Here is a 22,275-nt window from a genome sequence, read left to right as displayed (position 1 = left end):
AAGGTGTTTTTGAAATCCTGTGGAAGTTGGGGAAGGAAAAGGGCCGTTTTTAAGGAATTCATCTTTTTTAGAATTCCAAAAGATTCAAAAAGGAGATTTTAAAAGGTTCATTTTTGAAAATGGAAGAAGGTCTTTTTAACAAAAAATGCCCAACTATTTAGTTGGGCATTTTTTGCTAGTTAATTGATTTTACAAAAACATTATCAACGTATTTTCCAAAGACTATGTTTGGAATGCCATCGGGATCTTCAAAAGTGGCACTTGACTTTTTGTTGTTATTGTTGTTCAGTGATATTTTCAATTTGACAATCTCTCCTGCTTTATTGCGTTTTAGTTTGGAGTATTTTACTGTCACGTTTTTTTGAGCTAAAGCTTCTTTATGTGCTTCTAATGCAGAGTCCGAAGTTTCTTTTGAGATTTCAAAGGGGGCGTAGAGCTCATTATTTCTAATTTCATAAGTTTTGTTTCCTGATGTGTTCCTGATAACGATACTAGAGCCGTCATCTGTAGTCCAAGTATTATTGCCTTTAGTGTTAATGATAATGACCCCTTCTTTGCCATCTGCGCCATATAATTCAATAGCCTTATTATCTTTATAAACATTTACGGAATTAATGTTGTTAGGAGAAATATTGTGGGCTTCTGCCACGGTAGCCTTTTTGCCGTCTATAATGTAAAGAACATTGTCTCCCACTTGTGCCGTCTTCACTTTGGCGTTTGAATTGTCATTTTGGTAAGCATACACATCAACGGCTTCACCATTTTTACTGGTCCAATTTGCTTTTGAAACTTCATTAACAATATATATGGAGTCACCGCTTTCTGGGGAAAAGTAGACATCATTGCTAGTCGCTGCTTTATGTTCCTTTTTAATGATGATTTTGGTAGGAGTTCCTTCTTTTAAGGTGTCTCTGGTAACGAAGTAAATGTTTTTGTCTTCTCCTGAAATGGTTGAGGCTTTCGCTTCTCCCATTGTAGATACCGTTCCAAAACTAAAACCTTCATCATTGTAGTTAAACACAAAAGGTTTGATGGGTTCTGTACCATTAAGGTTAAAGTTGCTAGATCCCTTTTCAGTTTTGGCCTCGGCAGAAATGGCAATAATTTCCCCTTTGCTGTTGCGTTCAATATTACTGAAACTAAGTGTTACGCCTTCTTTTTTTGCAGCAGCTTTAACAGTTTCAAATTCCTTTTCAGAGAAATCTTTGGTAATGATAATTTTTAGTTCGGTAGTTTCTGGAGCTCCATTAAGAGTAGTTGCTGTTTCAGGAACATTGGGGATGAGCTCATTGTTTACGTTGGCTTCAACAAGCACGGTCTTGGTATGGAAGCTCATTAAAAACCAAGCTAGGACAGGCAGTATCAAACTGTACTTCCAAGCCTTTAATTTGTGTGATTTGGATTTGTGTAACATAACGATTCGTTTTTTGATTAATGATGTATAAAAATTGTTGGCCAAGGCCAATTGATGATTAGAAGTTGAGGTTTTTAGCAATAGCATTTGATAGCTCTTTTCACTATTGGCATGTTGCTGAGCGTTACCATCGGCAATAAATTCAAGGTTTTGAGAGAGGGCTTTCTTGTAGAGCCATATAAACGGATTAAACCAAAGTAAGGCCGTAGCCAATTGAATGAGCAGTACATCTATAGAATGTAGTTGTTGTGCGTGCACTTTTTCGTGGTTGATGATATGTTGGAGTTCACTTTTGGTAAATTGGGTTGGGTTGTAAACAATATGGTTGAAAAATGAAAATGGCGTTAGATTTTTGTTAGTTTCAATAAAGATGTATTTGCCAAAAGCTTGTTTTCGATGTTTTTTCAAAAGAAGGAAGAGGGAGGTGATTTCAAACAGGAGTTTAGATAAAAAGAATATTACTCCAAGACCATATATCCAAGGCAACACATCTGTTAGTTCCCAGGCATCTTCCGTTTCAGGTTGAGCCAAAGGTTCTATGGTGAAATTGGCCGTCACGGGTGCAGGCGTATATTCCATGTAAATAGGAATAACGATTAAAGGGAAGATGGCTGCCAAAAGCAATCCTAAAATTAAGAATGCTCGGTTGGATTGAAAAAAGGTTTCCTTTTGCAGAAACAATTTATAACAAGCATAGAATAGGATGATGATAGCCGATGATTTCAATAAATATTCCATGATCATGATTTGTTTTCAATTAGGGAAATGATCTCTTTCAACTCTTCAACACTAATCTTTTCTTCCTTGGCAAAAAACGACACCACATTTTTATAGGAATTATTGAAATAGTTTTCAATGGCTGTATTCATAAATTTCTTTTTGTAATCTTCTTTGCTTACAATGGGGAAGTATTGGTGGGTTTTGCCGTAGGCTTGATAGCTAACATATCCTTTTTCCTCAAGATTTCTTATAATGGTTGAAAGGGTGTTATAATGTGGTTTGTCTTCTTTTATTTCAGCAAGGACATCTTTTACAAAAGCTTTTTCAAGCTTCCATAAAATGTGCATGATCTCTTCTTCTTTGTTTGTTAACTTTTGCATGATAAAGGAATTATAGGTTGTTCAAACTTATAACTATTTTTATAGTTACACAACTATATTAATAGTTTTTTAACGCGTTTTATAGTTGATGACTTTGAAAACTGTCAATAATAAAGAAAATGTCTATGTAAGTGTTTTAGAAAATTTTGGATGTAATCTGTAATGTAATAGGGATATAACAATTGTAAAAAATACAAGGCTTATCTCTTGATTGTTGGCTATATTCGCAAAAAAATAATTTATGATGAGCATTGTTTGGGTGGTATTGGGACTATTGCTACTTGTGGTTGGTGGAGAGTTTTTAGTAAGATCGTCTGTGGCATTATCCTTTAAGTTGAAGTTGTCAAAATTGGTGATTGGTATGACGGTAGTATCCTTTGCTACCTCGGCACCAGAGCTATTGGTGAGTTTGCAGGCTGCTTTGGAAGGCTCTTCGGATATTTCCCTTGGGAATGTCATCGGGTCCAATATTGCCAATATTGGTTTGGTATTGGGGGTTACGGCTTTTATTTCGCCGTTAGTGGTTGATAGGGATTTTTATAGACTCAATTGGCCTATGATGATGATTTTGTCCATGCTCTTGTATGCTTTTTTAAAGCAGGACATGTTGTTGAGTGTGTGGGAAGGTGTGTTTTTTATGCTGGCATTGTCTGTCTTTTTGTTCATCATGATTAGGAATTCCAGAAAAAAGATCAAGGTAGACCTTTCGGAAGAAGTGGACGATGCGCTTCAGGAAACTTCCAATTTCAAGATTGTTGTTTGGCTGTTGATTGGTGCTGCTGCACTGTATTTTGGAAGTGAATGGTTGGTAAGAGGAGCCAAAGAACTAGCTTCAGCTGTAGGTGTGAGTGAATATGCCATATCGGTAACTGTGATTGCCGTTGGGACCAGCGTGCCTGAATTGGCCGCTTCTGTAATTGCGGCATTAAAAAAGGAGAAGGCTATTTCTTTGGGGAATTTAATAGGGTCCAATATCTTTAATATTGCTTCGGTTTTGGGGCTAACGGCTATTATAAAACCTATTTCAGTAAATCCTGAAACGCCTGAAATTCTCTCTACAAATATTTTCTGGATGATAGGTTTTGCGGCTATTTTAATTCCTATGGTATTTACTCCAAAACGATATGAAATAGGTAGGTTAAAAGGGATGGTGTTGTTTGGTGCCTATTTGGTGTTTGTGTATTTATCGGTTGGTGTATAGTTTCTTAAACCTGAAAATCCGCAGGATTTTCAGGTTTAAGAAACTAAGATAGCAAAGTTGTGAGGATTTTCCGTGAGGAAAATCAGAAGCAATGGATTGTACACGGTGTTGTAAAACGTTTTTATTTAATACAAATTTGAATCCATTGTTTTTCAATTGGCTGTGCAAACAATCTGTTTATGTACGGAAAACTTGCTTTCCAAACTTTCAAATTGTTTTGGTTTTTAAACTCAATTAAATAAATACCTCGTTCAGGTATATCTAGTGTCATTATCTTTTTTGCTTTTTCACCAAACTCATAAGATTGATTACGCCATTGGGTTATTTTCGGATTAATTACTTTGCCACTTTTCTTATTTGTCAGTGTGAAAGTGAAATTTTCTACCACAACGTCCCATCCTCCTAGTACATAGATACTAAATATTCCCGTGTAAAGTTCTAGTTCTTTGTTCTCGTCAACAATTCTTATAGGTTTGATCATAATTCAAACTAAGGTCAAATTTTAAGTTTATAAAATTCCTAAAAATTTGCGCGTTAACCAAAGAAATTAATTTCGTTTTCGTGATATTAGTAATGTTTTACAACGGTGGCATAAAAAAAAACAAAAGCTTACAAATGAATGTAAGCTTTTGACCATTTATGTGATTATGAACAAATTTAATCCAATACTGCAGATTTTACTGTCTTCACAATTCTACCGGCAATCTTGTATGGGTCTCCGTTAGATGCTGGACGACGATCTTCCAACCATCCTTTCCAACCTTTCTCAACGGTAATAATTGGAATTCTAATTGAAGCACCTCTATCTGAAACTCCATAGCTGAAATCGTTGATAGAAGCAGTTTCGTGTAAACCTGTTAAACGCTCGTCGTTAAACTCTCCGTAAACTTCGATGTGCTCTTTTACAACTGGACGGAACGCTTCACAAATTTTCATATAAGTTTCTTTGTCTCCACAAGTTCTCAATACAGAGTTAGAGAAGTTTGCGTGCATACCAGACCCGTTCCAGTCACCTTTAATTGGTTTTGGGTGGTATTCAATATAGTAACCATATTTTTCAGTCAAACGATCCAATAAATAACGTGCTACCCAAATTTCGTCACCAGCTTTTTTAGCGCCTTTAGCAAACAATTGAAATTCCCATTGACCACAAGCAACTTCTTGGTTGATTCCTTCAAAGTTCAAACCAGCTTCAATACATAGGTCAGCGTGCTCTTCAACGATATCTCTACCGTGAGTGTTTTTACCACCTACAGAACAGTAATACATTCCTTGAGGACCTGGGTAACCTCCAATAGGGAATCCTAATGGCAATTGAGTATGAGTGTCCATGATGAAGTATTCTTGTTCGAATCCGAACCAGAAATCGTTGTCATCATCATCAATGGTAGCTCTTCCGTTTGATTCGTGAGGAGTTCCATCAGCGTTTAAAACCTCTGTCATTACCAAGTACCCGTCTTTTCTTGCTGGGTCAGGGTAAATAGCAACCGGCTTTAAAAGGCAGTCAGAAGATCCGCCTTCAGCTTGTTTTGTTGAACTTCCATCAAAAGACCAAATAGGACAGTCTTCTAATTTACCACTAAAATCTTCTTCGACTTTAGTTTTACTTCTCATGTTTTGAGTAGGGTAATAACCATCTAGCCAAATGTACTCAAGTTTAGATTTTGCCATTGTATAAAAATATTATCAATTAATAGGGCAAATATAAATGATTTGATATTAACTGCCTTTTTTTAGGGGGTATTTTATTAACAGGTATTCTTTTTTTTAATTAAGCCCTGTTTTTTTTAGGGTTATTTTTAAAACGGGTGCTTTTTTAGGGGTAAAAATGCGATTTTGTTAATAATTTAGGTGAAATTGCTTTTACTGAAATGGGCTTACCCGCTATTTTTGTGGTCTAAATATTTAAATATGTCAACATTACGATTTCATGCTGTCAAGGAGTCTTTTGATAGGGTGCCCTTAAAAATGGATTTTGAAGAGCGCCGCTCTGCCATTTTTGGTTCAAAGGTTTTTAATGAAGTGGCCATGCGCCAATTTTTAACCAAAGAGGCCTGTAATAGTGTTATGGATGCTAATAGATTTGGCTTTAAAATAGATAGAACGATTGCGGATCATATAGCTGCAGGAATGAAGGAATGGGCTATATCTAAAGGAGCTACTCATTATACACATTGGTTCCAGCCTTTAACGGGAGCCACGGCCGAAAAGCATGATGCCTTTTTTGAGCCTGTAGGCGGTGGTGTTGCCATAGAAAAGTTTGATGGGGGGCAATTGGTGCAACAAGAACCCGATGCGTCAAGTTTTCCGCATGGAGGTATTAGAAATACCTTTGAAGCTCGTGGGTACACGGCTTGGGATCCTACCTCTCCGGCATTTATATATGGGACCACTTTGTGTATTCCTACGGTTTTTGTGGCCTATACAGGTGAGGCTTTGGATTATAAAACGCCATTATTAAGAGCTTTACAGGCAGTTGATAATGCGGCTGTGGCAGTCTGTAAATATTTTGATAAAAATGTAAGGAAGGTGAATGCTTCCTTAGGTTGGGAGCAGGAGTACTTTTTAATAGATAGTGGCTTGGCGGCCTCTAGACCGGATATTGTACTTACCGGAAGAACTTTGTTAGGGCATTCTGCGGCTAAAGGTCAGCAATTGGATGATCATTATTTTGGAACTATACCAAATAGGGCGATGGCTTATATGCGTGATTTGGAAAATGAATGCATGCTTTTGGGAATTCCTGTGAAGACACGTCATAATGAAGTAGCTCCAAACCAATTTGAGTTGGCGCCCATATTTGATGAGGCCAATCTGGCGGTAGATCATAACTCCTTATTAATGGATGTTATGAATAAGGTAGCCGAAAGGCACCATTTTAAGGTGTTATTTCATGAAAAGCCTTTTAAGGGAGTTAATGGATCTGGGAAACATAACAATTGGAGTTTAAGTACCGATACAGGTGTGAATTTGTTGAGTCCAGGAAAAACACCAATGAGCAACCTTCAGTTTTTGGCCTTTTTTATCAATACCATAAAAGCGGTCCATGATAATGAGGAATTACTTCGTGCGGCGGTGGCTTCGGCTAGTAACGATCACAGGCTAGGAGCTAATGAGGCGCCTCCAGCAATTATGTCGGTATTTATTGGTCAGCAGTTAAGTAGTGTGCTTAATGAATTGGAGAATGTCACTGATGGAAAATTATCACCTGCAGAAAAGACGGATTTAAAGTTGAATGTGGTTGGAAAGATTCCTGAAATATTATTGGACAATACCGATAGGAATAGAACGTCGCCTTTTGCCTTTACTGGGAATAAATTTGAGTTTCGGGCGGTAGGTTCAAAGGCTAATTGCGCCAATCCTATGACGGTATTAAATACTATTGTTGCGAAGCAGTTAATGGATTTTAAGGAAGAAGTGGATGTGTTGATTGATAAAAAGAACCTTAAGAAGGATGAAGCTATTTTTAATGTTTTGAGGGAGTATATCAAAATTTCAAAGAACATACTATTTGAAGGGAATGGCTATAGCGAAGCATGGGAAAAGGAAGCTAAAAAGCGTAAGTTGAGCAATAATAAAACTACGCCAGAGGCTTTGAAGGTAAAAGTATCCCCAAAAGTGATTGAATTGTTTGAGAATTTAGGGGTGATGAATAAGGTGGAAGCTCAGGCTAGGTATGAAATAGAGATGGAAGATTACATTCATCGCATTCAAATAGAAGGCCGCGTGCTAGGGGATATTGCCAGAAACCATGTTGTGCCAACGGCGGTTCGCTATCAAAATATATTGATAGAGAATGTGAAAGGTTTAAAGGAAATTTTTGGAGCGGAGTTTAAGGAATTGGCAAAGGAACAATTGAATCTTATTAAGGAGATTTCTGGGCATATCGAGTCTATCAATTTCAATGTAACAAAGATGATTGAGGTAAGAAAAGAAGCCAATAAAATTCAAGCGGTAGATAAGAAGGCTACGGCCTATTGCAACACCGTAAAACCAATGTTTGATGAGGTAAGATACCATTGCGATAAATTGGAATTATTGGTTGATGACGAGTTGTGGCCATTAACAAAATATCGTGAATTATTGTTTGTTAAGTGATTGATTTTGTGAAATTTACAATTGAAATAGCGTATCTCAAGGTATAGGGCTGTACGTAATACCACGTACTTAAAAGCTTATTAAAATGCATTTCGTCTTAGTATTTTACGAATTATCGAAATTATTGATTATTGGTGATAAAAAAGCTGTGAATCATTTACAAGTGGAAACATAATTTGTTACATTTACAGTGCTATTAATCAATTATTTGTAAAATGAAGAAGTTACTGCTAAGCGTAGCCGTACTCATGTTTGCTACATTGTTGTTTTCTCAGGAGGATTCCGAAGATAAGAAAGACGATTTGAAAAAAACGGACAATATAGTTTCGGTACAGAAAGGGAAACCGGCAACGGATATGTGACATTCTTTTACAGCTACAAGATGTATTTAAAACTTTAGTTTTTAGTTTAATGTTTTAGTACGAGAAAGACAAGTAAATTAGTTCTTAATTTATTTGTCTTTTTTTTTGTGTTAAAAGCCAGAAGTAAGTCTGGTTTCCTCTGAAAAATAAATTACAATCCTTATTTTTGTGCCATAATTCGATTTCATGAGCCAAGATATAAGTAAAAGATACGCACAACGAGGTGTTTCTGCCTCCAAAGAAGACGTTCACAATGCGATTAAGAATATTGACAAAGGATTGTTTCCTAAGGCCTTTTGTAAAATTGTGCCCGATTTTCTTACTAACGATGAAGACTATTGTTTGATCATGCATGCCGATGGTGCTGGAACGAAAAGTTCCTTGGCCTATATGTATTGGAAGGAAACAGGAGATGTGTCTGTTTGGAAGGGAATTGCTCAAGATGCCTTGATCATGAATATTGATGATCTTTTATGTGTAGGAGCTACAGATAATATTATGTTGTCCTCTACTATTGGAAGAAATAAAAACTTGGTTCCAGGTGAAGTGATTTCTGCAATTATTAATGGAACTGAAGAATTGATTTCAGAATTAAAGGATTTTGGAGTGACCATTCATTCTACAGGAGGTGAAACTGCCGATGTAGGAGATTTGGTGCGTACCATTATTGTAGATTCTACGGTTACAGCTAGAATGAAACGTGGCGATGTTATTGACAATGCCAACATCAAAGCAGGTGATGTTATTGTTGGATTGTCGTCTTCTGGGCAGGCTAGCTATGAAAAGGAATACAATGGAGGAATGGGAAGTAATGGTTTAACTTCTGCCCGTCATGATGTATTCCATAAATATTTGGCGGAGAAATTCCCAGAGAGTTTTGACGCTTCTGTCCCAGAGGAATTGGTGTATTCAGGGCAAGTGAAATTGACTGATGCAGTTGAAGATTCTCCATTGGACGCCGGTAAATTGGTATTGTCTCCAACAAGAACCTATGCGCCAATCATCAAACGGATTTTATCAAAATATGCAAGTGAGAATATCCATGGGATGGTACACTGCTCTGGTGGAGCCCAAACCAAGGTGTTACACTTTATAGATGCACTACATGTTATCAAAGATAATCTGTTCCCTGTGCCGCCATTGTTTAAGTTAATCCAAGAGCAGTCAAAAACCGATTGGAAAGAAATGTACCAAGTGTTTAACTGTGGGCACAGAATGGAATTATATGTGTCTCCAGAAATTGCTGAAGATATCATCGCTATTTCTCAATCTTTTAATGTCGATGCACAAATAGTAGGGAGAGTAGAGGCTTCTGAAAACAAAAAACTTACAATAGAAAGTGAATTTGGAACGTTCAACTATTAATTAAATGTAATCTATTATAAGTTTTTGGGTTTGATGAAAAATGTTTTTGTTCTGTTATTTGTTCTAAGTGTGCAATGCGTTTTGGCGCAGCCTGACTCGTTATTTGTAAAAAAACCGATCAAGCACGACATAAAGCCAAAATGGACGCAAAGCAACAAGTTAGGGTTTGATTTAAGTGAAGTAGCTTTCGTGAATTGGAATTCTGGGGGTAGCAACTCTATTTCTGCCTTATTGGGATTAACCTCCAATTTAGGATACAAATACAAGAATTTTTCATGGCAGTCTGTTGGAACTTTGCGTTACGGGATCAATAAACAGCAAGGGCAAGAAGTGAGAAAAACAGATGACGTTATCGAGTTGGTATCCAATATGGGCTACCGAAGAGATACTTTGACCAATTGGTTTTATTCGGCGCGTTTCAACTTTAAAACCCAGCTTACCAACGGTTACAAATACCCAGAGACAAGCAAGCCTATTTCCCAATTTATGGCACCCGGTTATCTGTTTTTAGGAGGCGGGGTTGAATATGGCAAAAACATAGAGAAGCTTTCTTTTTATTTTTCACCTATGACCTTCAAGTCTACGTTTGTGTTGGACGAAGCTTTGTCTAATGCGGGGTCGTTCGGGGTTACGCCTGCAGTGTTTGATCTTGATGGCAATGTCGTTGTACCGGGACAGCGCATTAGGACCGAAATGGGAATTCTGTTCACAAATTCCTTTGAGACACCGGTCTACGAAAACATAAATTTAATCAACCGCCTAAGTTTGTATACCGACTATATTAATAGTTTTGGAAATATTGATATAGATTGGGAAGTCCTCTTCAATTTTAAGGTCAATAAATATGTCAAGACCAGTTTTGGTTCTCACCTTATTTATGACAATGACGTTAAAAATCTGGAAGCCACAGAGGTTGAAGGGGAATACGAAAAAAATGGCGCCCGTATCCAGTGGAAGCAATTGCTGGGTGTGGGTGTTGTTGTGGGCTTTTAATCCCTAAATTGTTATTCTGACAAAAACAAACCGTTTTTTTTTATTTGTCAACTTTTTAATTTTTATCATTTTTTAATTATTTGATTATCAATAAATTAACAGGTGTTTATTGATAACTTTATTTTTACACAGGTAAAGTGTGTTTTAAAAACAGCTACTTTTACCATCAGAAAACCATTCCGATTTAAATAACCTTTTCTAATAAAAAACTCAGCTATTATGAAAGTCGATACTTCTGCAGTGTCCAAAAGAACTTATACTCAAGAAGAAGCGTTTCAAGCTTCATTAGACTATTTTAAGGGTGATGATTTAGCCGCTCGCGTGTGGGTGAACAAGTATGCTTTAAAAGATTCAGATGGGAACATTTATGAGCTTACCCCAAATGATATGCACAGGCGAATTGCTAGTGAAATAGCAAGGATAGAAGCTCGTTATCCTAATGCTATGAGCGAAGACGAAATCTTTGATTTAATTAAGGATTTTAAATACATCGTGCCACAAGGAAGTCCAATGGCAGGAATTGGAAACAAATACCAAGTAGGGTCTTTGTCCAACTGTTTCGTAATTGGTAACGAGGGAGATTCCGATTCTTATGGTGGTATCATGAAAGTAGACCAAGAGCAGGTGCAGTTGATGAAGCGTCGTGGTGGTGTTGGACATGATTTGTCTCACATCCGTCCTAAGGGAAGTGATGTAAAGAACTCTGCTTTGACTTCTACCGGAATTGTTCCTTTTATGGAGCGTTATTCCAACTCAACAAGAGAAGTGGCGCAAGATGGACGTCGTGGTGCCTTGATGTTGTCTATTTCGGTAAACCATCCAGATTCTGAAGCTTTCGTTGATGCAAAGTTGGAACAAGGAAAGGTAACTGGAGCTAATGTGTCCGTAAGAATTGACGATCAGTTCATGAAAGCGGTTAAGGAAGGTGTTGATTACAAGCAATCCTATCCTATTTTTAGCGATAACCCACAAGTAACCAAAACAATTGATGCAACAGGTCTTTGGAAGAAAATAGTTCACAATGCATGGAAATCAGCTGAGCCAGGAATTTTATTCTGGGATACCATTGCAAGAGAGTCTATTCCAGATTGTTATGCCGAGTTTGGTTATAAAACAGTGTCAACAAACCCATGTGGGGAGATTCCTTTATGTCCTTATGATTCTTGTCGCTTGTTGGCCATCAACTTATTTTCATACGTAGAAAACCCATTTACAGATAAAGCCTCTTTCAATTTCGAATTGTTCAAAAAGCATGTTGCTTATGCACAACGTATGATGGATGATATCATCGATCTTGAATTGGAGAAGATTGATGTGATTTTGGCAAAAATCGATGCCGATCCAGAATCTGATGAAATCAAGGCTATCGAAAGAAACCTTTGGTTGAACATTCGCCAAAAAGCTTACGAAGGACGTCGTACAGGAATCGGTATTACTGCCGAAGGAGATATGTTGGCGGCTTTGGGCATTCAATATGGATCTGAAGAAGGAAATGCATTTTCTGTTGAAGTTCATAAAACTTTGGCTATTGCAGCCTATAGAGGATCTGTTTACACGGCCAAAGAGCGTGGTGCTTTTACAATCTATGATGCCGAACTTGAAAAAGACAATCCATTCATCTTAAGATTAAAGGAAGCCGATGAAAAGCTGTATTACGAAATGATGGAATACGGGCGTCGTAACATTGCCTTGTTGACCATTGCACCAACAGGAACTACAAGTTTGATGACTCAAACATCTTCAGGAATAGAACCTGTGTTTTTACCAGTTTACAAGCGTCGTAGAAAAGTAAATCCTAACGATAAGGAAGCTCGTGTGGACTTCGTAGATGAGGTTGGAGATTCTTGGGAAGAGTATGTGGTATTCCATCACCGCTTTAAGCAATGGATGGAAGTAAATGGTTACGATATTACCAAAAATTATTCTCAAGAGGAATTGGATGAATTGGTAAAAGAGTCTCCATATTATAAGGCTACTTCTAACGATGTAAATTGGTTGAGCAAAGTGAGCATGCAGGGAGCTGTTCAAAAATGGGTAGACCACTCTATTAGTGTGACTATCAACTTGCCAAGCAATGTGTCAGAAGAATTGGTTGGAGAACTATATTTGAAAGCTTGGGAAGTAGGTTGTAAAGGAGTAACTGTTTATAGAGATGGTTCTCGATCTGGAGTATTGATTTCTAACAGCGAAAAGAAAGAAGAAGAAACAAACGAAACGTTAACAGCGTTCCCAACAAAGCGTCCAGCAGTATTGGAAGCGGACGTAGTAAGATTCCAAAATAATAAGGAGAAGTGGATTGCCTTTATAGGTTTGATCGACGGAAAACCTTATGAAATCTTTACTGGTTTGGCTGATGACGAAGATGGCATCTTAATTCCAAGGTGGGCTACAGAAGGGGTGATCATTAAAAATAGAAATGAAGACGGTACGTCTCGTTACGATTTCCAATATGAAAACAAAAGAGGTTACAAAACCACTATTGAAGGATTGTCACATAAATTCAACCCAGAGTTCTGGAACTATGCAAAATTGATCTCTAGTACCTTGCGTCACGGTATGCCAATTGAGAAAATTGTTGATTTGATCAACAGTTTACAATTGGACGGTGAGTCTATCAGTACATGGAAGAATGGAGTTGTAAGAGCAATTAAACGTTACGTAGAAGACGGAACCAAAGCCAAAGGAAAATGTTCAAACTGTAATTCAGACAACTTGATTTACCAAGAGGGTTGTTTGACCTGTACAGATTGTGGATCTTCCAAGTGTGGATAGGATTCCTGAAATATAATTCAAATAAAGAGAGCACTTTTTAAGGTGCTCTTTTTGTTTTCAGAAGAATTGTGGTGTATTGGTAGATGTATTTGTGGTCATTAACAATTCAACAATTCATAAATTATCGTATTTTTGCGGCACAATTTAAAAAGGCAAATGTTAGATAAATTAAATATCGTAAAACAGCGTTTTGATGAGGTAAGCGATTTGATCATCCAACCAGATATTATCGCAGACCAGAAGCGTTATATACAGTTAAATAAAGAATATAAGGACCTTAAGCTATTGGTTGATAAGCGTGAAGAATACAAGACGCTTTTGGACAATCTTAAGGAAGCTGAAGAGATTCTTGCCGATGGAAGCGATCCAGAAATGGTTGAAATGGCCAAAATGCAGATGGATGAAGCCAAAGGGAGCATTCCAAAAATGGAAGATGAAATCAAATTCCTTTTGATTCCTAAGGATCCAGAGGACACTAAAAATGCCGTGATGGAACTTCGTGCAGGAACAGGAGGGGATGAGGCCAGTATCTTTGCCGGAGATTTGTTTAGGATGTACACCAAATATTGCGAAGGCAAGGGATGGAAAGTTGATGTTGTAGATTACAGCGAAGGAACCAGTGGTGGTTTTAAGGAAATCCAGTTTGAAGTTTCTGGTGAAGATGTTTATGGAACTTTGAAGTTTGAAGCAGGAGTACACCGTGTACAACGAGTACCTCAAACGGAAACTCAAGGACGTGTACATACAAGTGCTGCTACGGTGATGGTATTTCCGGAAGCAGAAGAATTTGATGTGCAAATAGATCCTAAGGATGTAAGAATTGATTATTTCTGTTCATCTGGTCCTGGAGGTCAGTCGGTGAATACTACCTATTCTGCGGTGCGTTTAACTCACATTCCAACAGGTTTGGTAGCACAGTGTCAGGATCAAAAATCACAGCATAAAAACAAGGAAAAAGCCTTTAAGGTATTACGTTCCCGTTTGTATGATATGGAGTTGGCCAAAAAGCAGGAGGAAGATGCAGCCAAACGTGGAAGCATGGTGTCTTCGGGAGATCGTAGTGCCAAGATTAGAACTTACAACTACCCACAAGGTCGTGTAACTGACCACAGAATTGGTTTGACGTTGTATGATTTGTCAAACATCGTAAACGGAGATATCCAAAAAATAATAGATGAATTGATGCTTGCTGAAAATACTGAAAAGTTAAAAGCAGGTGACGATGTCATTTAAACTGCAACAATTAGCCTCTTTTTTGAGGCTTTTTTGTTCCAAAAAATTAAAATTTCAAAATAACGCTATAAATAAAGTATCGTGACCACAGAGCAACTAGTAGAACAGATAAAACTTAAAAACTCATTCCTATGTGTAGGGTTGGATGTAGATCTTAACAAAATCCCTTCTCATTTGTTGAAGGAAGAAGATCCTATATTCGCCTTTAATAAGGCTATTATTGATGCTACTCATGATTTGTGTGTGGCCTATAAACCTAATATTGCGTTTTTTGAAGCTTACGGACTCAAAGGTTGGCAGGCCTTGGAAAAAACCATTTCCTATATCAATGAAAACTATCCTGAAATCTTTACGATAGCAGATGCCAAACGAGGAGATATTGGTAATACCAGTACGATGTATGCCAAAGCTTTTTTTGAGGATTTGGCTTTTGATAGTGTTACGATAGCGCCTTATATGGGAAAAGATTCTGTGGAGCCATTCTTGGCCTTCCAAGATAAGCATACCATTTTGTTGGCATTGACGTCCAACGAAGGGGCTTTTGATTTCCAAACAAAACTTATCGATGGAAAGGAATTGTATAAGCACGTTCTGGAAACTTCCAAGAGCTACAAAAATTCAGAAAATTTAATGTACGTGGTAGGTGCTACCAAAGCTGAATATTTATCGGAAATACGCGCCATCATTCCTGATAGCTTTTTGTTGGTTCCTGGGGTTGGAGCTCAAGGAGGTAATTTACAGGAAGTGTGCAAATATGGTATGAACGATCAAGTGGGCTTGTTAATCAACTCTTCAAGAGGTATTATCTACGCATCGCAAGGGGAAGATTTTGCCGAAGCTGCAGCTAAAGAGGCTAAGAAGCTTCAGCAGCAAATGGAAGCAATTTTACAGGCTTAAAAAATTACAAAGTTTATCTCCAGAGGTTGTAATGAAAGTCTTCAAAGATCAGCTTTATAGATCGGTTTTTTTACACGACACGCCTAAGCGTATCGTGTCTTTGGTGCCAAGCCAAACGGAACTGTTATGCGATTTAGGTTTACGGGATTCTTTGGTAGGGGTGACCAAGTTCTGTGTGCATCCTAACGATATCAGGGAGCAGGTGGAGGTGGTAGGAGGTACCAAGCAAATCCATGTGGATAAAATCAAAGCTTTGCAGCCGGATATCATTCTGTGCAATAAAGAAGAAAATACCTTGGAGATTGTGGAGGCTTGCGTGGGTGTTGCTCCAGTTCATATAAGTGATGTTCTCAATTTTTCTGATTGCTTGGAACTTATTGAAATGTATGGGGAAATGTTCTCGGTTGAAGATCGAGCTGAGGCCTTAAAAAATTCGCTGCGTTCCCAACTTCAGGATTTTAAAAGGTTTATGGAAGGTCGAGGTCGATACAAGACGGCTTATTTCATATGGAAATCCCCTTGGATGGTGGCAGCCAGTGATACCTTTATAAATTATGTGATGGAGTTGCAAGGGTTTGACAATTACTTCAAACAGTTGTCAAGATACCCTGAAATTGATTTAAATGAAGCGGCTTTGGAAGGTGTAGAGCTCATTCTGCTATCCAGTGAGCCTTACCCGTTTAAAGTTGACGATACAAACATCTTTGAGGTCATTTCACCCACTGCCAAAATTCTATTAGTAGATGGTGAAATGTTCTCGTGGTACGGTTCAAGGCTCACCCAAGCATTTGAGTATTTCAAAAGGCTGCATCAAGAGCAGGTGAACTAATGCCTTTAAGGCGTGATATTCTCCTTCTAAGTTTTGAAGCTTCATGGTATAACACGTCGCTCAAACCAGAATCGGTTTGGGTCAAATTATATGCTTCTTCAATGAAATTGGAATGTTTTTTTTCCAAATCGTCCAGACTTGATACCTTCTCAAGGTTCGGTCTGATAGTTCCTACTTTACAGAAATGTTTGTTCATAAACTTGTTGCTTTTATATACTATAAATACGCCCCAATGAGAGGTTTAGACGTGTTGTGTGCGTTAAAAAAATGTAAAATTTCAATTTATGGGGGCAGGAGGTGTGGGATGTATCAATTCCCTTTCCCTGCTTAGGTATTTGAGCTCGTTAAGTTTGTTGAGCAGTTTAATGGCTTTGTACTCTGAAATGTCGCTTAAAGCCGAATCTGTTTGGCGCAAATTGTAAGCCTGCTCGATGAGTTCTTTGTACTTTAGAAGGAGCTTCTGCTGGTAGCTTTTTAGTTCGGAAGACGTTTTCATTTCTAGAACAATTAATATTTTTAAATATATCTAAAATATTGTTAATCAGCAAGTTAAAATATTGCTATGTTCATAAAAAAATCGGTCCTGATGAAGAGACCGATTTAAAACTAACTTACTAATTCTAATTTTGTGAAGAAACTTTCATTTTTTTGCTAACACTACAAAGATGTGGTTTTATTCAATAACTAATGTTATGTAAATATTAGCTTTGGATTAACTTTCATTTAATAACTTAAAGATAATGAGTTTGTTAAATGTGAAATGTTTCTGATGATCTTCTAAATATTGAGAGTGTACCTTGTTTAAGGGGTTGCTTAGTCCTGCATGGCAAATACGTCCTGTAACAAATCTGTAGTTCGAGAACTGATATCAGTCCTAATATTGGCTTCCTCCACGGCAATCATGGTGTAGACACCCTCCAAAGCTTCTTTGGTTACGTAATCTGTAAGGTAAGGATTGACATCTTTAGTGAAAGGAAGGCTGTTGTATTTACTAATTAATGCTTCCCATATTTTGTCGGCACCTACCTTTTTAAAGGAGGCATTGATTACGGGGTGAAACTTTTGATAAAGCTCTGTCTGTGTTTTATCGGTAAGATATAAGGTCGCAGCATTGTCTTCTCCCATCAAGATGTTTTTGGCGTCATTAAAGGTGATTTCTTTAACTGCATTTACAAAAATTGGAGTAGCTTCACTTACGGCATCTTCGGCCGCTCTATTAAGTACTTTGATACCTTCATCGGCGAGGTGTCCCAGTCCTACATTTCTAAGAGCTTTATCCACCTTTTGAATGTCTTCCGGGAACAAGATCTTGACTAATTCATTTTTGTAAAAACCGTCCGTTTGGGTAAGCTTGTCCACCTGTTTTTCGATTCCTTGGTCAAGAGCTTCTCTTAGGGCTTCGGCTATATCGGCATTGCCAATTATTTCTTCGGTATTGATAGGGAGCTTGTTTAATAAATCTTTCAACTGAGCTTGGGTGCTTAGGGAAATTAAGCAAATGAAGATGGTAATCAATTTTCTCATAGGGCTTTCAATTTAATGGTTTCAAAAATACAAAAGTGGTGCCATAAATTGTGAATAGCCAAAGTTTATGTTTGGATAGATAATATAAATGCTTAAAATTTGAATAGAAATTATTAATTATTAAATTTATAGGATTGTTACTTGTTGATTTGATAATTTAAACAATGGTAAATTGATAAATACACAATTGTAATTTAGTAATGTGAATTGATATGGAAACTCCTGAACTGAAAGTTGTGAGTATTTATAGCAAAGGTTATAAAAATCAATTGCTGATATCGAGCTCTGAAGTGATTACCTTAACCTCGTTCCTTAAAGGGGTTATTAAAAATGAGGTGCTGGTAATAAACACCAATCTAGGAGTGGATATATATTATTTTGCCATGGTGGAACATACCAATTTAATAGTAGATACTTTCTTGCTTTTAAAGACAAGTAACGGACAAAACCGTGAGGAGTTCATTATAAAATCATTAAATCACCAACAAGCTATTGCCATCGAAACCCAAAGGTTTTTTGCTAAACTCGTTAAAAATCCCTTGTTGTTCAAGAGTTATTCCAAGAGTTTGGCCCATCAAATCAAAAACTATTACAAGCCATCTTCAACTTTAATCAATGAATTACTTTCTCTTTGGAAAATGGAACTAATTAAAGCACCTCACAACAGTTCTATAGACAGTACACTATTACCTTTGATAATGTCACTTACGGCTTCGAATATTGAGGAAGATAGTCAACCTGTGGTAGAAGCCTTGATCCGTGAGGCTATGAGCATGAGAAACAGCAATTGATTTCATAAAGAAAGAACAGTTTAAAACTCCTTCTAGAAGGCCATAAATTATACGAAAATTGCAATGTCCTTCATAATTCTCAAACGTTTTAGATAATTTAAGATAAACAGGGTATTTTTTTGAATAATCCTTAAATTTGCCTTTCGAAAATCAGGGCTGATTGGCAAAGAATCATTTGGTGAAGAGATAGTTTTAAAGTTGAAACTGTCTTAGGTTCTTGATTTTCAGTTTAAAAACTAATTCAATAGCTTACTATAAATGAAACAGATAGCACCTTACAAACCTAAACATAAAGTAAGAATCGTGACTGCCGCCTCGCTTTTTGACGGCCACGACGCTGCCATTAATATCATGCGCCGAATCATTCAGGCCACAGGAGTGGAAGTAATCCATTTGGGACACGACCGCAGTGTGGAAGAAGTGGTGAACACGGCCATTCAAGAAGATGCCAATGCCATTGCCATGACCTCTTATCAAGGAGGACACAATGAGTATTTTAAATACATGTACGATTTATTGAAGGAGAACGGGGCCGAGCACATCAAGATTTTTGGTGGAGGTGGTGGAGTAATTCTACCTGAAGAAATCCAGGAATTGATGGATTACGGAATTACCCGAATTTATTCGCCAGACGATGGTCGTGAAATGGGACTTCAAGGGATGATCAATGATTTGGTAATGTTATCCGATTTTGCCATTGGGGATTCCTTGAATGGAGAAGTAAGCCATTTAGCAGAGAAGAATCCAAAAGCTATTGCGAGAGTGATTTCTTCAGCGGAAAACTTCCCAGAAGTTGCCAAGGCTGCCTTAGAAGATATTCATGCTAAAAATAAAAACAGCCATACCCCAGTGCTTGGAATTACAGGAACGGGAGGTGCCGGTAAATCCTCTTTGGTGGATGAGTTGGTAAGACGTTTTTTAATTGATTTTCCAGAGAAAACAGTAGGGATTATTTCTGTGGATCCTTCCAAGAGAAAGACGGGAGGCGCTTTGTTGGGAGATAGAATTCGTATGAATGCCATTAACAGCCCAAGAGTGTACATGCGCAGTTTGGCAACACGTCAATCTAATTTAGCATTGTCCAAATACGTTAATGAAGCTGTGGAAGTTTTAAAAGCTGCGGAGTATGATTTGATTATTTTGGAAACTTCTGGAATTGGTCAGTCTGATACAGAAATTTTGGAGCACAGTGATGTATCTTTATATGTAATGACGCCGGAATTTGGTGCTGCAACCCAGTTGGAAAAAATCGATATGCTGGATTTTGCCGATTTGGTGGCAATTAACAAATTTGACAAACGTGGCGCTTTGGATGCCTTGCGTGATGTGAAGAAACAGTACATGCGCAACCACAATCTGTGGCATGCCAACCCAGATGATATGCCGGTATTTGGAACGATTGCATCGCAGTTCAATGATCCAGGAATGAATTCGTTGTACAAAGCCATTATGGATACTTTGGTTGAAAAGTCGGAAAGTGATTTAAAGTCTACTTTTGAAATCACCAAAGAGATGAGCGAGAAGATTTTTGTGATTCCTCCATCAAGAACCCGTTACCTTTCTGAAATTGCAGAAAACAACCGTGCTTATGATACTACTGCTACGGCACAAGTAGAGGTAGCGCAAAAACTGTATGGTATTTATAAAACCATTGAAACGGTTGTAGGCTCAGCACCGGTATTAACACGTTCTGGAGTGGATACCGAAACTTTGGTAGTTTCTGAAGAGAACAAATTATTATTGGAACTTCTAATTAAGGAGTTCGACAGAATGAAAATGAACCTTGATCCATACAATTGGGAAGTAATTACAGGTTGGGATGAAAAGGTAAACCGATATAAAAATCCTATCTATTCCTTTAAGGTTAGAGACCGTGAAATAAAAATTGAAACGCACACAGAATCCCTGTCTCACACGCAGATTCCTAAAGTGGCCCTTCCAAAGTATCAAGCTTGGGGGGATATTTTAAGATGGTGTTTACAGGAGAATGTTCCTGGGGAATTTCCATATACTTCGGGATTGTATCCGTTTAAGAGAACGGGTGAAGATCCAACTCGTATGTTTGCCGGAGAAGGTGGGCCAGAGCGTACCAACCGTCGTTTCCACTACGTAAGTTTAGGAATGCCGGCCAAACGTCTGTCAACAGCATTTGATTCGGTGACGCTTTATGGAAACGATCCAGACCATCGTCCTGATATCTACGGAAAGATTGGAAATGCAGGAGTTTCTATTTGCTGTTTGGACGATGCCAAGAAATTGTATTCAGGATTCAACCTTGCCGATGCCATGACTTCGGTAAGTATGACCATCAATGGCCCTGCACCAATGTTGCTGGGATTCTTTATGAATGCGGCAATCGATCAACAATGTGAGATTTATATTAAGGAGAATGGTCTTGAAAAAGAAGTGGAGGCAAAAATTGCCGAAATCTATAAAGGAAAAGAGCGTCCAAAATATAATGGTGAATTACCTGAAGGAAATGACGGTTTAGGGTTGATGTTGTTGGGTGTTACAGGAGACCAAGTGTTGCCTGCCGATGTCTATGCCGATATTAAAGCTAAAACTATCGCTCAAGTGCGCGGAACAGTTCAAGCGGATATTCTTAAGGAAGACCAAGCTCAGAACACTTGTATTTTCTCTACGGAATTCGCTTTGCGATTGATGGGAGATGTACAAGAATACTTTATCGATAACAATGTTCGCAATTTCTATTCGGTATCTATTTCTGGGTACCATATTGCAGAGGCAGGAGCCAATCCAATTACCCAATTGGCATTGACCCTTGCCAACGGATTCACCTATGTGGAGTATTATTTGTCACGACAAATGGACATCAATAAGTTTGGACCAAACTTGTCGTTCTTCTTCTCTAACGGTATCGATCCTGAATATGCAGTTATTGGTCGTGTGGCGCGTAGAATTTGGGCCAAGTCCTTAAAGCATAAATACGGAGCTAATCCAAGGGCACAGATGTTGAAATACCATATTCAAACATCAGGACGTAGCTTGCATGCCCAAGAGATTGACTTTAATGATATCCGTACGACATTACAGGCGCTTTATGCTATTTATGACAACTGTAACTCGTTGCACACAAATGCTTATGATGAAGCCATCACAACGCCAACGGAAGAGTCGGTACGTCGTGCTATGGCCATTCAGTTGATTATTAACAAGGAGTTAGGCTTAGCTAAAAATGAGAATCCTATTCAAGGATCTTTTATCATTGAAGAATTGACCGATTTGGTTGAGGAAGCTGTGTTGGCAGAGTTTGATAGAATTACAGAACGCGGCGGTGTTCTTGGGGCTATGGAAACCATGTACCAGCGTTCTAAAATCCAAGAAGAAAGTTTGTATTACGAAACCTTAAAGCACAATGGGCAGTTCCCTATTATTGGGGTAAATACCTTCTTGAGCAGTAAGGGCTCTCCAACGGTAATCCCTGCGGAAGTGATTCGTGCGACGGAAGAAGAAAAGCAATTCCAAATAAAAACTTTGGAAAACCTTCACGAGCGTTATGCTAAAGAAGTTGCTGAGCAATTGTCAGCGATACAGTACGCAGCCATCAATAACCAAAATATTTTTGAACAGTTGATGGAAGCCTCGAAATTTTGCTCACTTGGACAAATTACCAACGCGTTGTTTGAAGTGGGAGGACAGTATAGACGGAATATGTAGATTCCAAACATAAATTTA

At 37.9% G+C, this 22,275-nt stretch carries 18 protein-coding genes; 11 read left to right on the top strand and 7 right to left on the bottom strand.

The window, feature by feature from the left end:
• Positions 1 to 175: 175 nt before the first annotated feature.
• On the bottom strand, positions 176 to 2,152 hold the full coding sequence (locus ZA06_RS01625; protein WP_168155197.1) for a M56 family metallopeptidase: 1,977 nt from the start codon (positions 2,150 to 2,152) through the stop codon (positions 176 to 178).
• A 2-nt stretch (positions 2,153 to 2,154) separates the two neighbouring features.
• Positions 2,155 to 2,514: a BlaI/MecI/CopY family transcriptional regulator gene (locus tag ZA06_RS01620; RefSeq protein ID WP_053975669.1), complete on the bottom strand. Its 360-nt coding sequence runs from the start codon at positions 2,512 to 2,514 to the stop codon at positions 2,155 to 2,157.
• A gap of 244 nt (positions 2,515 to 2,758) precedes the next feature.
• Here ZA06_RS01620 and ZA06_RS01615 point away from each other — a divergent pair, with 244 nt between their 5' ends.
• The gene (locus ZA06_RS01615) at positions 2,759 to 3,715 is read left to right on the top strand and encodes a calcium/sodium antiporter (protein ID WP_053975668.1); all 957 of its coding nucleotides are present in this window, start codon (positions 2,759 to 2,761) and stop codon (positions 3,713 to 3,715) included.
• Positions 3,716 to 3,836: 121 nt separating this feature from the next.
• Here ZA06_RS01615 and ZA06_RS01610 read toward each other — a convergent pair whose 3' ends face one another.
• Positions 3,837 to 4,196 (bottom strand): hypothetical protein, encoded by a 360-nt coding sequence (locus ZA06_RS01610; protein ID WP_053975667.1) that lies wholly within the window; start codon positions 4,194 to 4,196, stop codon positions 3,837 to 3,839.
• Positions 4,197 to 4,372: 176 nt separating this feature from the next.
• Positions 4,373 to 5,386, bottom strand: coding sequence for a glutamine synthetase beta-grasp domain-containing protein (locus ZA06_RS01605; protein WP_053975666.1), 1,014 nt, complete (start codon positions 5,384 to 5,386; stop codon positions 4,373 to 4,375).
• Between the two features lie 240 nt (positions 5,387 to 5,626).
• Here ZA06_RS01605 and ZA06_RS01600 point away from each other — a divergent pair, with 240 nt between their 5' ends.
• The 8 genes from ZA06_RS01600 (at position 5,627) to ZA06_RS01570 (ending at position 16,264) form a co-directional block, all read left to right on the top strand.
• Positions 5,627 to 7,813: a glutamine synthetase III family protein gene (locus ZA06_RS01600; RefSeq protein WP_053975665.1), complete on the top strand. Its 2,187-nt coding sequence runs from the start codon at positions 5,627 to 5,629 to the stop codon at positions 7,811 to 7,813.
• Positions 7,814 to 8,028: 215 nt separating this feature from the next.
• Positions 8,029 to 8,175, top strand: a complete 147-nt coding sequence (locus tag ZA06_RS16855; RefSeq protein WP_157503042.1) for a hypothetical protein — start codon at positions 8,029 to 8,031, stop codon at positions 8,173 to 8,175.
• Positions 8,176 to 8,361: 186 nt separating this feature from the next.
• On the top strand, positions 8,362 to 9,540 hold the full coding sequence (locus tag ZA06_RS01595) for an AIR synthase related protein (protein WP_053975664.1): 1,179 nt from the start codon (positions 8,362 to 8,364) through the stop codon (positions 9,538 to 9,540).
• 33 nt (positions 9,541 to 9,573) lie between these two features.
• Positions 9,574 to 10,533 carry a DUF3078 domain-containing protein gene (locus ZA06_RS01590; RefSeq protein ID WP_053975663.1) on the top strand — a complete coding sequence of 320 codons (960 nt, stop codon included), beginning with the start codon at positions 9,574 to 9,576 and terminating at the stop codon, positions 10,531 to 10,533.
• Between the two features lie 219 nt (positions 10,534 to 10,752).
• Positions 10,753 to 13,305, top strand: a complete 2,553-nt coding sequence (locus ZA06_RS01585; RefSeq protein ID WP_053975662.1) for an adenosylcobalamin-dependent ribonucleoside-diphosphate reductase — start codon at positions 10,753 to 10,755, stop codon at positions 13,303 to 13,305.
• A 156-nt stretch (positions 13,306 to 13,461) separates the two neighbouring features.
• On the top strand, positions 13,462 to 14,538 hold the full coding sequence (prfA, locus tag ZA06_RS01580) for a peptide chain release factor 1 (RefSeq protein WP_053975661.1): 1,077 nt from the start codon (positions 13,462 to 13,464) through the stop codon (positions 14,536 to 14,538).
• A gap of 81 nt (positions 14,539 to 14,619) precedes the next feature.
• Positions 14,620 to 15,435, top strand: coding sequence for an orotidine-5'-phosphate decarboxylase (gene pyrF, locus ZA06_RS01575; protein ID WP_053975660.1), 816 nt, complete (start codon positions 14,620 to 14,622; stop codon positions 15,433 to 15,435).
• Between the two features lie 31 nt (positions 15,436 to 15,466).
• Positions 15,467 to 16,264 (top strand): ABC transporter substrate-binding protein, encoded by a 798-nt coding sequence (locus ZA06_RS01570; protein ID WP_053975659.1) that lies wholly within the window; start codon positions 15,467 to 15,469, stop codon positions 16,262 to 16,264.
• Here the strand turns inward: ZA06_RS01570 and ZA06_RS01565 are convergent.
• The 3 genes from ZA06_RS01565 to ZA06_RS01555 form a co-directional block, all read right to left on the bottom strand.
• On the bottom strand, positions 16,233 to 16,460 hold the full coding sequence (locus ZA06_RS01565) for a Lacal_2735 family protein (protein ID WP_053975658.1): 228 nt from the start codon (positions 16,458 to 16,460) through the stop codon (positions 16,233 to 16,235). The genes ZA06_RS01570 and ZA06_RS01565 overlap by 32 nt on opposite strands.
• A gap of 81 nt (positions 16,461 to 16,541) precedes the next feature.
• Entirely contained in the window at positions 16,542 to 16,760 is a 219-nt protein-coding gene (locus ZA06_RS01560; protein WP_053975657.1) for a Lacal_2735 family protein, read from the bottom strand.
• A 317-nt stretch (positions 16,761 to 17,077) separates the two neighbouring features.
• Positions 17,078 to 17,788, bottom strand: a complete 711-nt coding sequence (locus tag ZA06_RS01555) for a DUF4197 domain-containing protein (protein WP_053975656.1) — start codon at positions 17,786 to 17,788, stop codon at positions 17,078 to 17,080.
• A gap of 212 nt (positions 17,789 to 18,000) precedes the next feature.
• Between ZA06_RS01555 and ZA06_RS01550 the strand changes: the two genes are divergently transcribed.
• Positions 18,001 to 18,579, top strand: a complete 579-nt coding sequence (locus ZA06_RS01550) for a hypothetical protein (RefSeq protein ID WP_053975655.1) — start codon at positions 18,001 to 18,003, stop codon at positions 18,577 to 18,579.
• Positions 18,580 to 18,837: 258 nt separating this feature from the next.
• Positions 18,838 to 22,257 (top strand): methylmalonyl-CoA mutase family protein, encoded by a 3,420-nt coding sequence (locus ZA06_RS01545; protein ID WP_053975654.1) that lies wholly within the window; start codon positions 18,838 to 18,840, stop codon positions 22,255 to 22,257.
• The last annotated feature ends 18 nt before the right edge of the window (positions 22,258 to 22,275 follow it).

Origin of the sequence: Mangrovimonas xylaniphaga (assembly GCF_001280435.1) — a bacterium.
GTDB lineage: Bacteria > Bacteroidota > Bacteroidia > Flavobacteriales > Flavobacteriaceae > Mangrovimonas_A > Mangrovimonas_A xylaniphaga.
The sequence above is the reverse complement of the archived record's forward strand: the minus strand, read 5'-3'. Positions and strand labels throughout refer to the sequence as shown.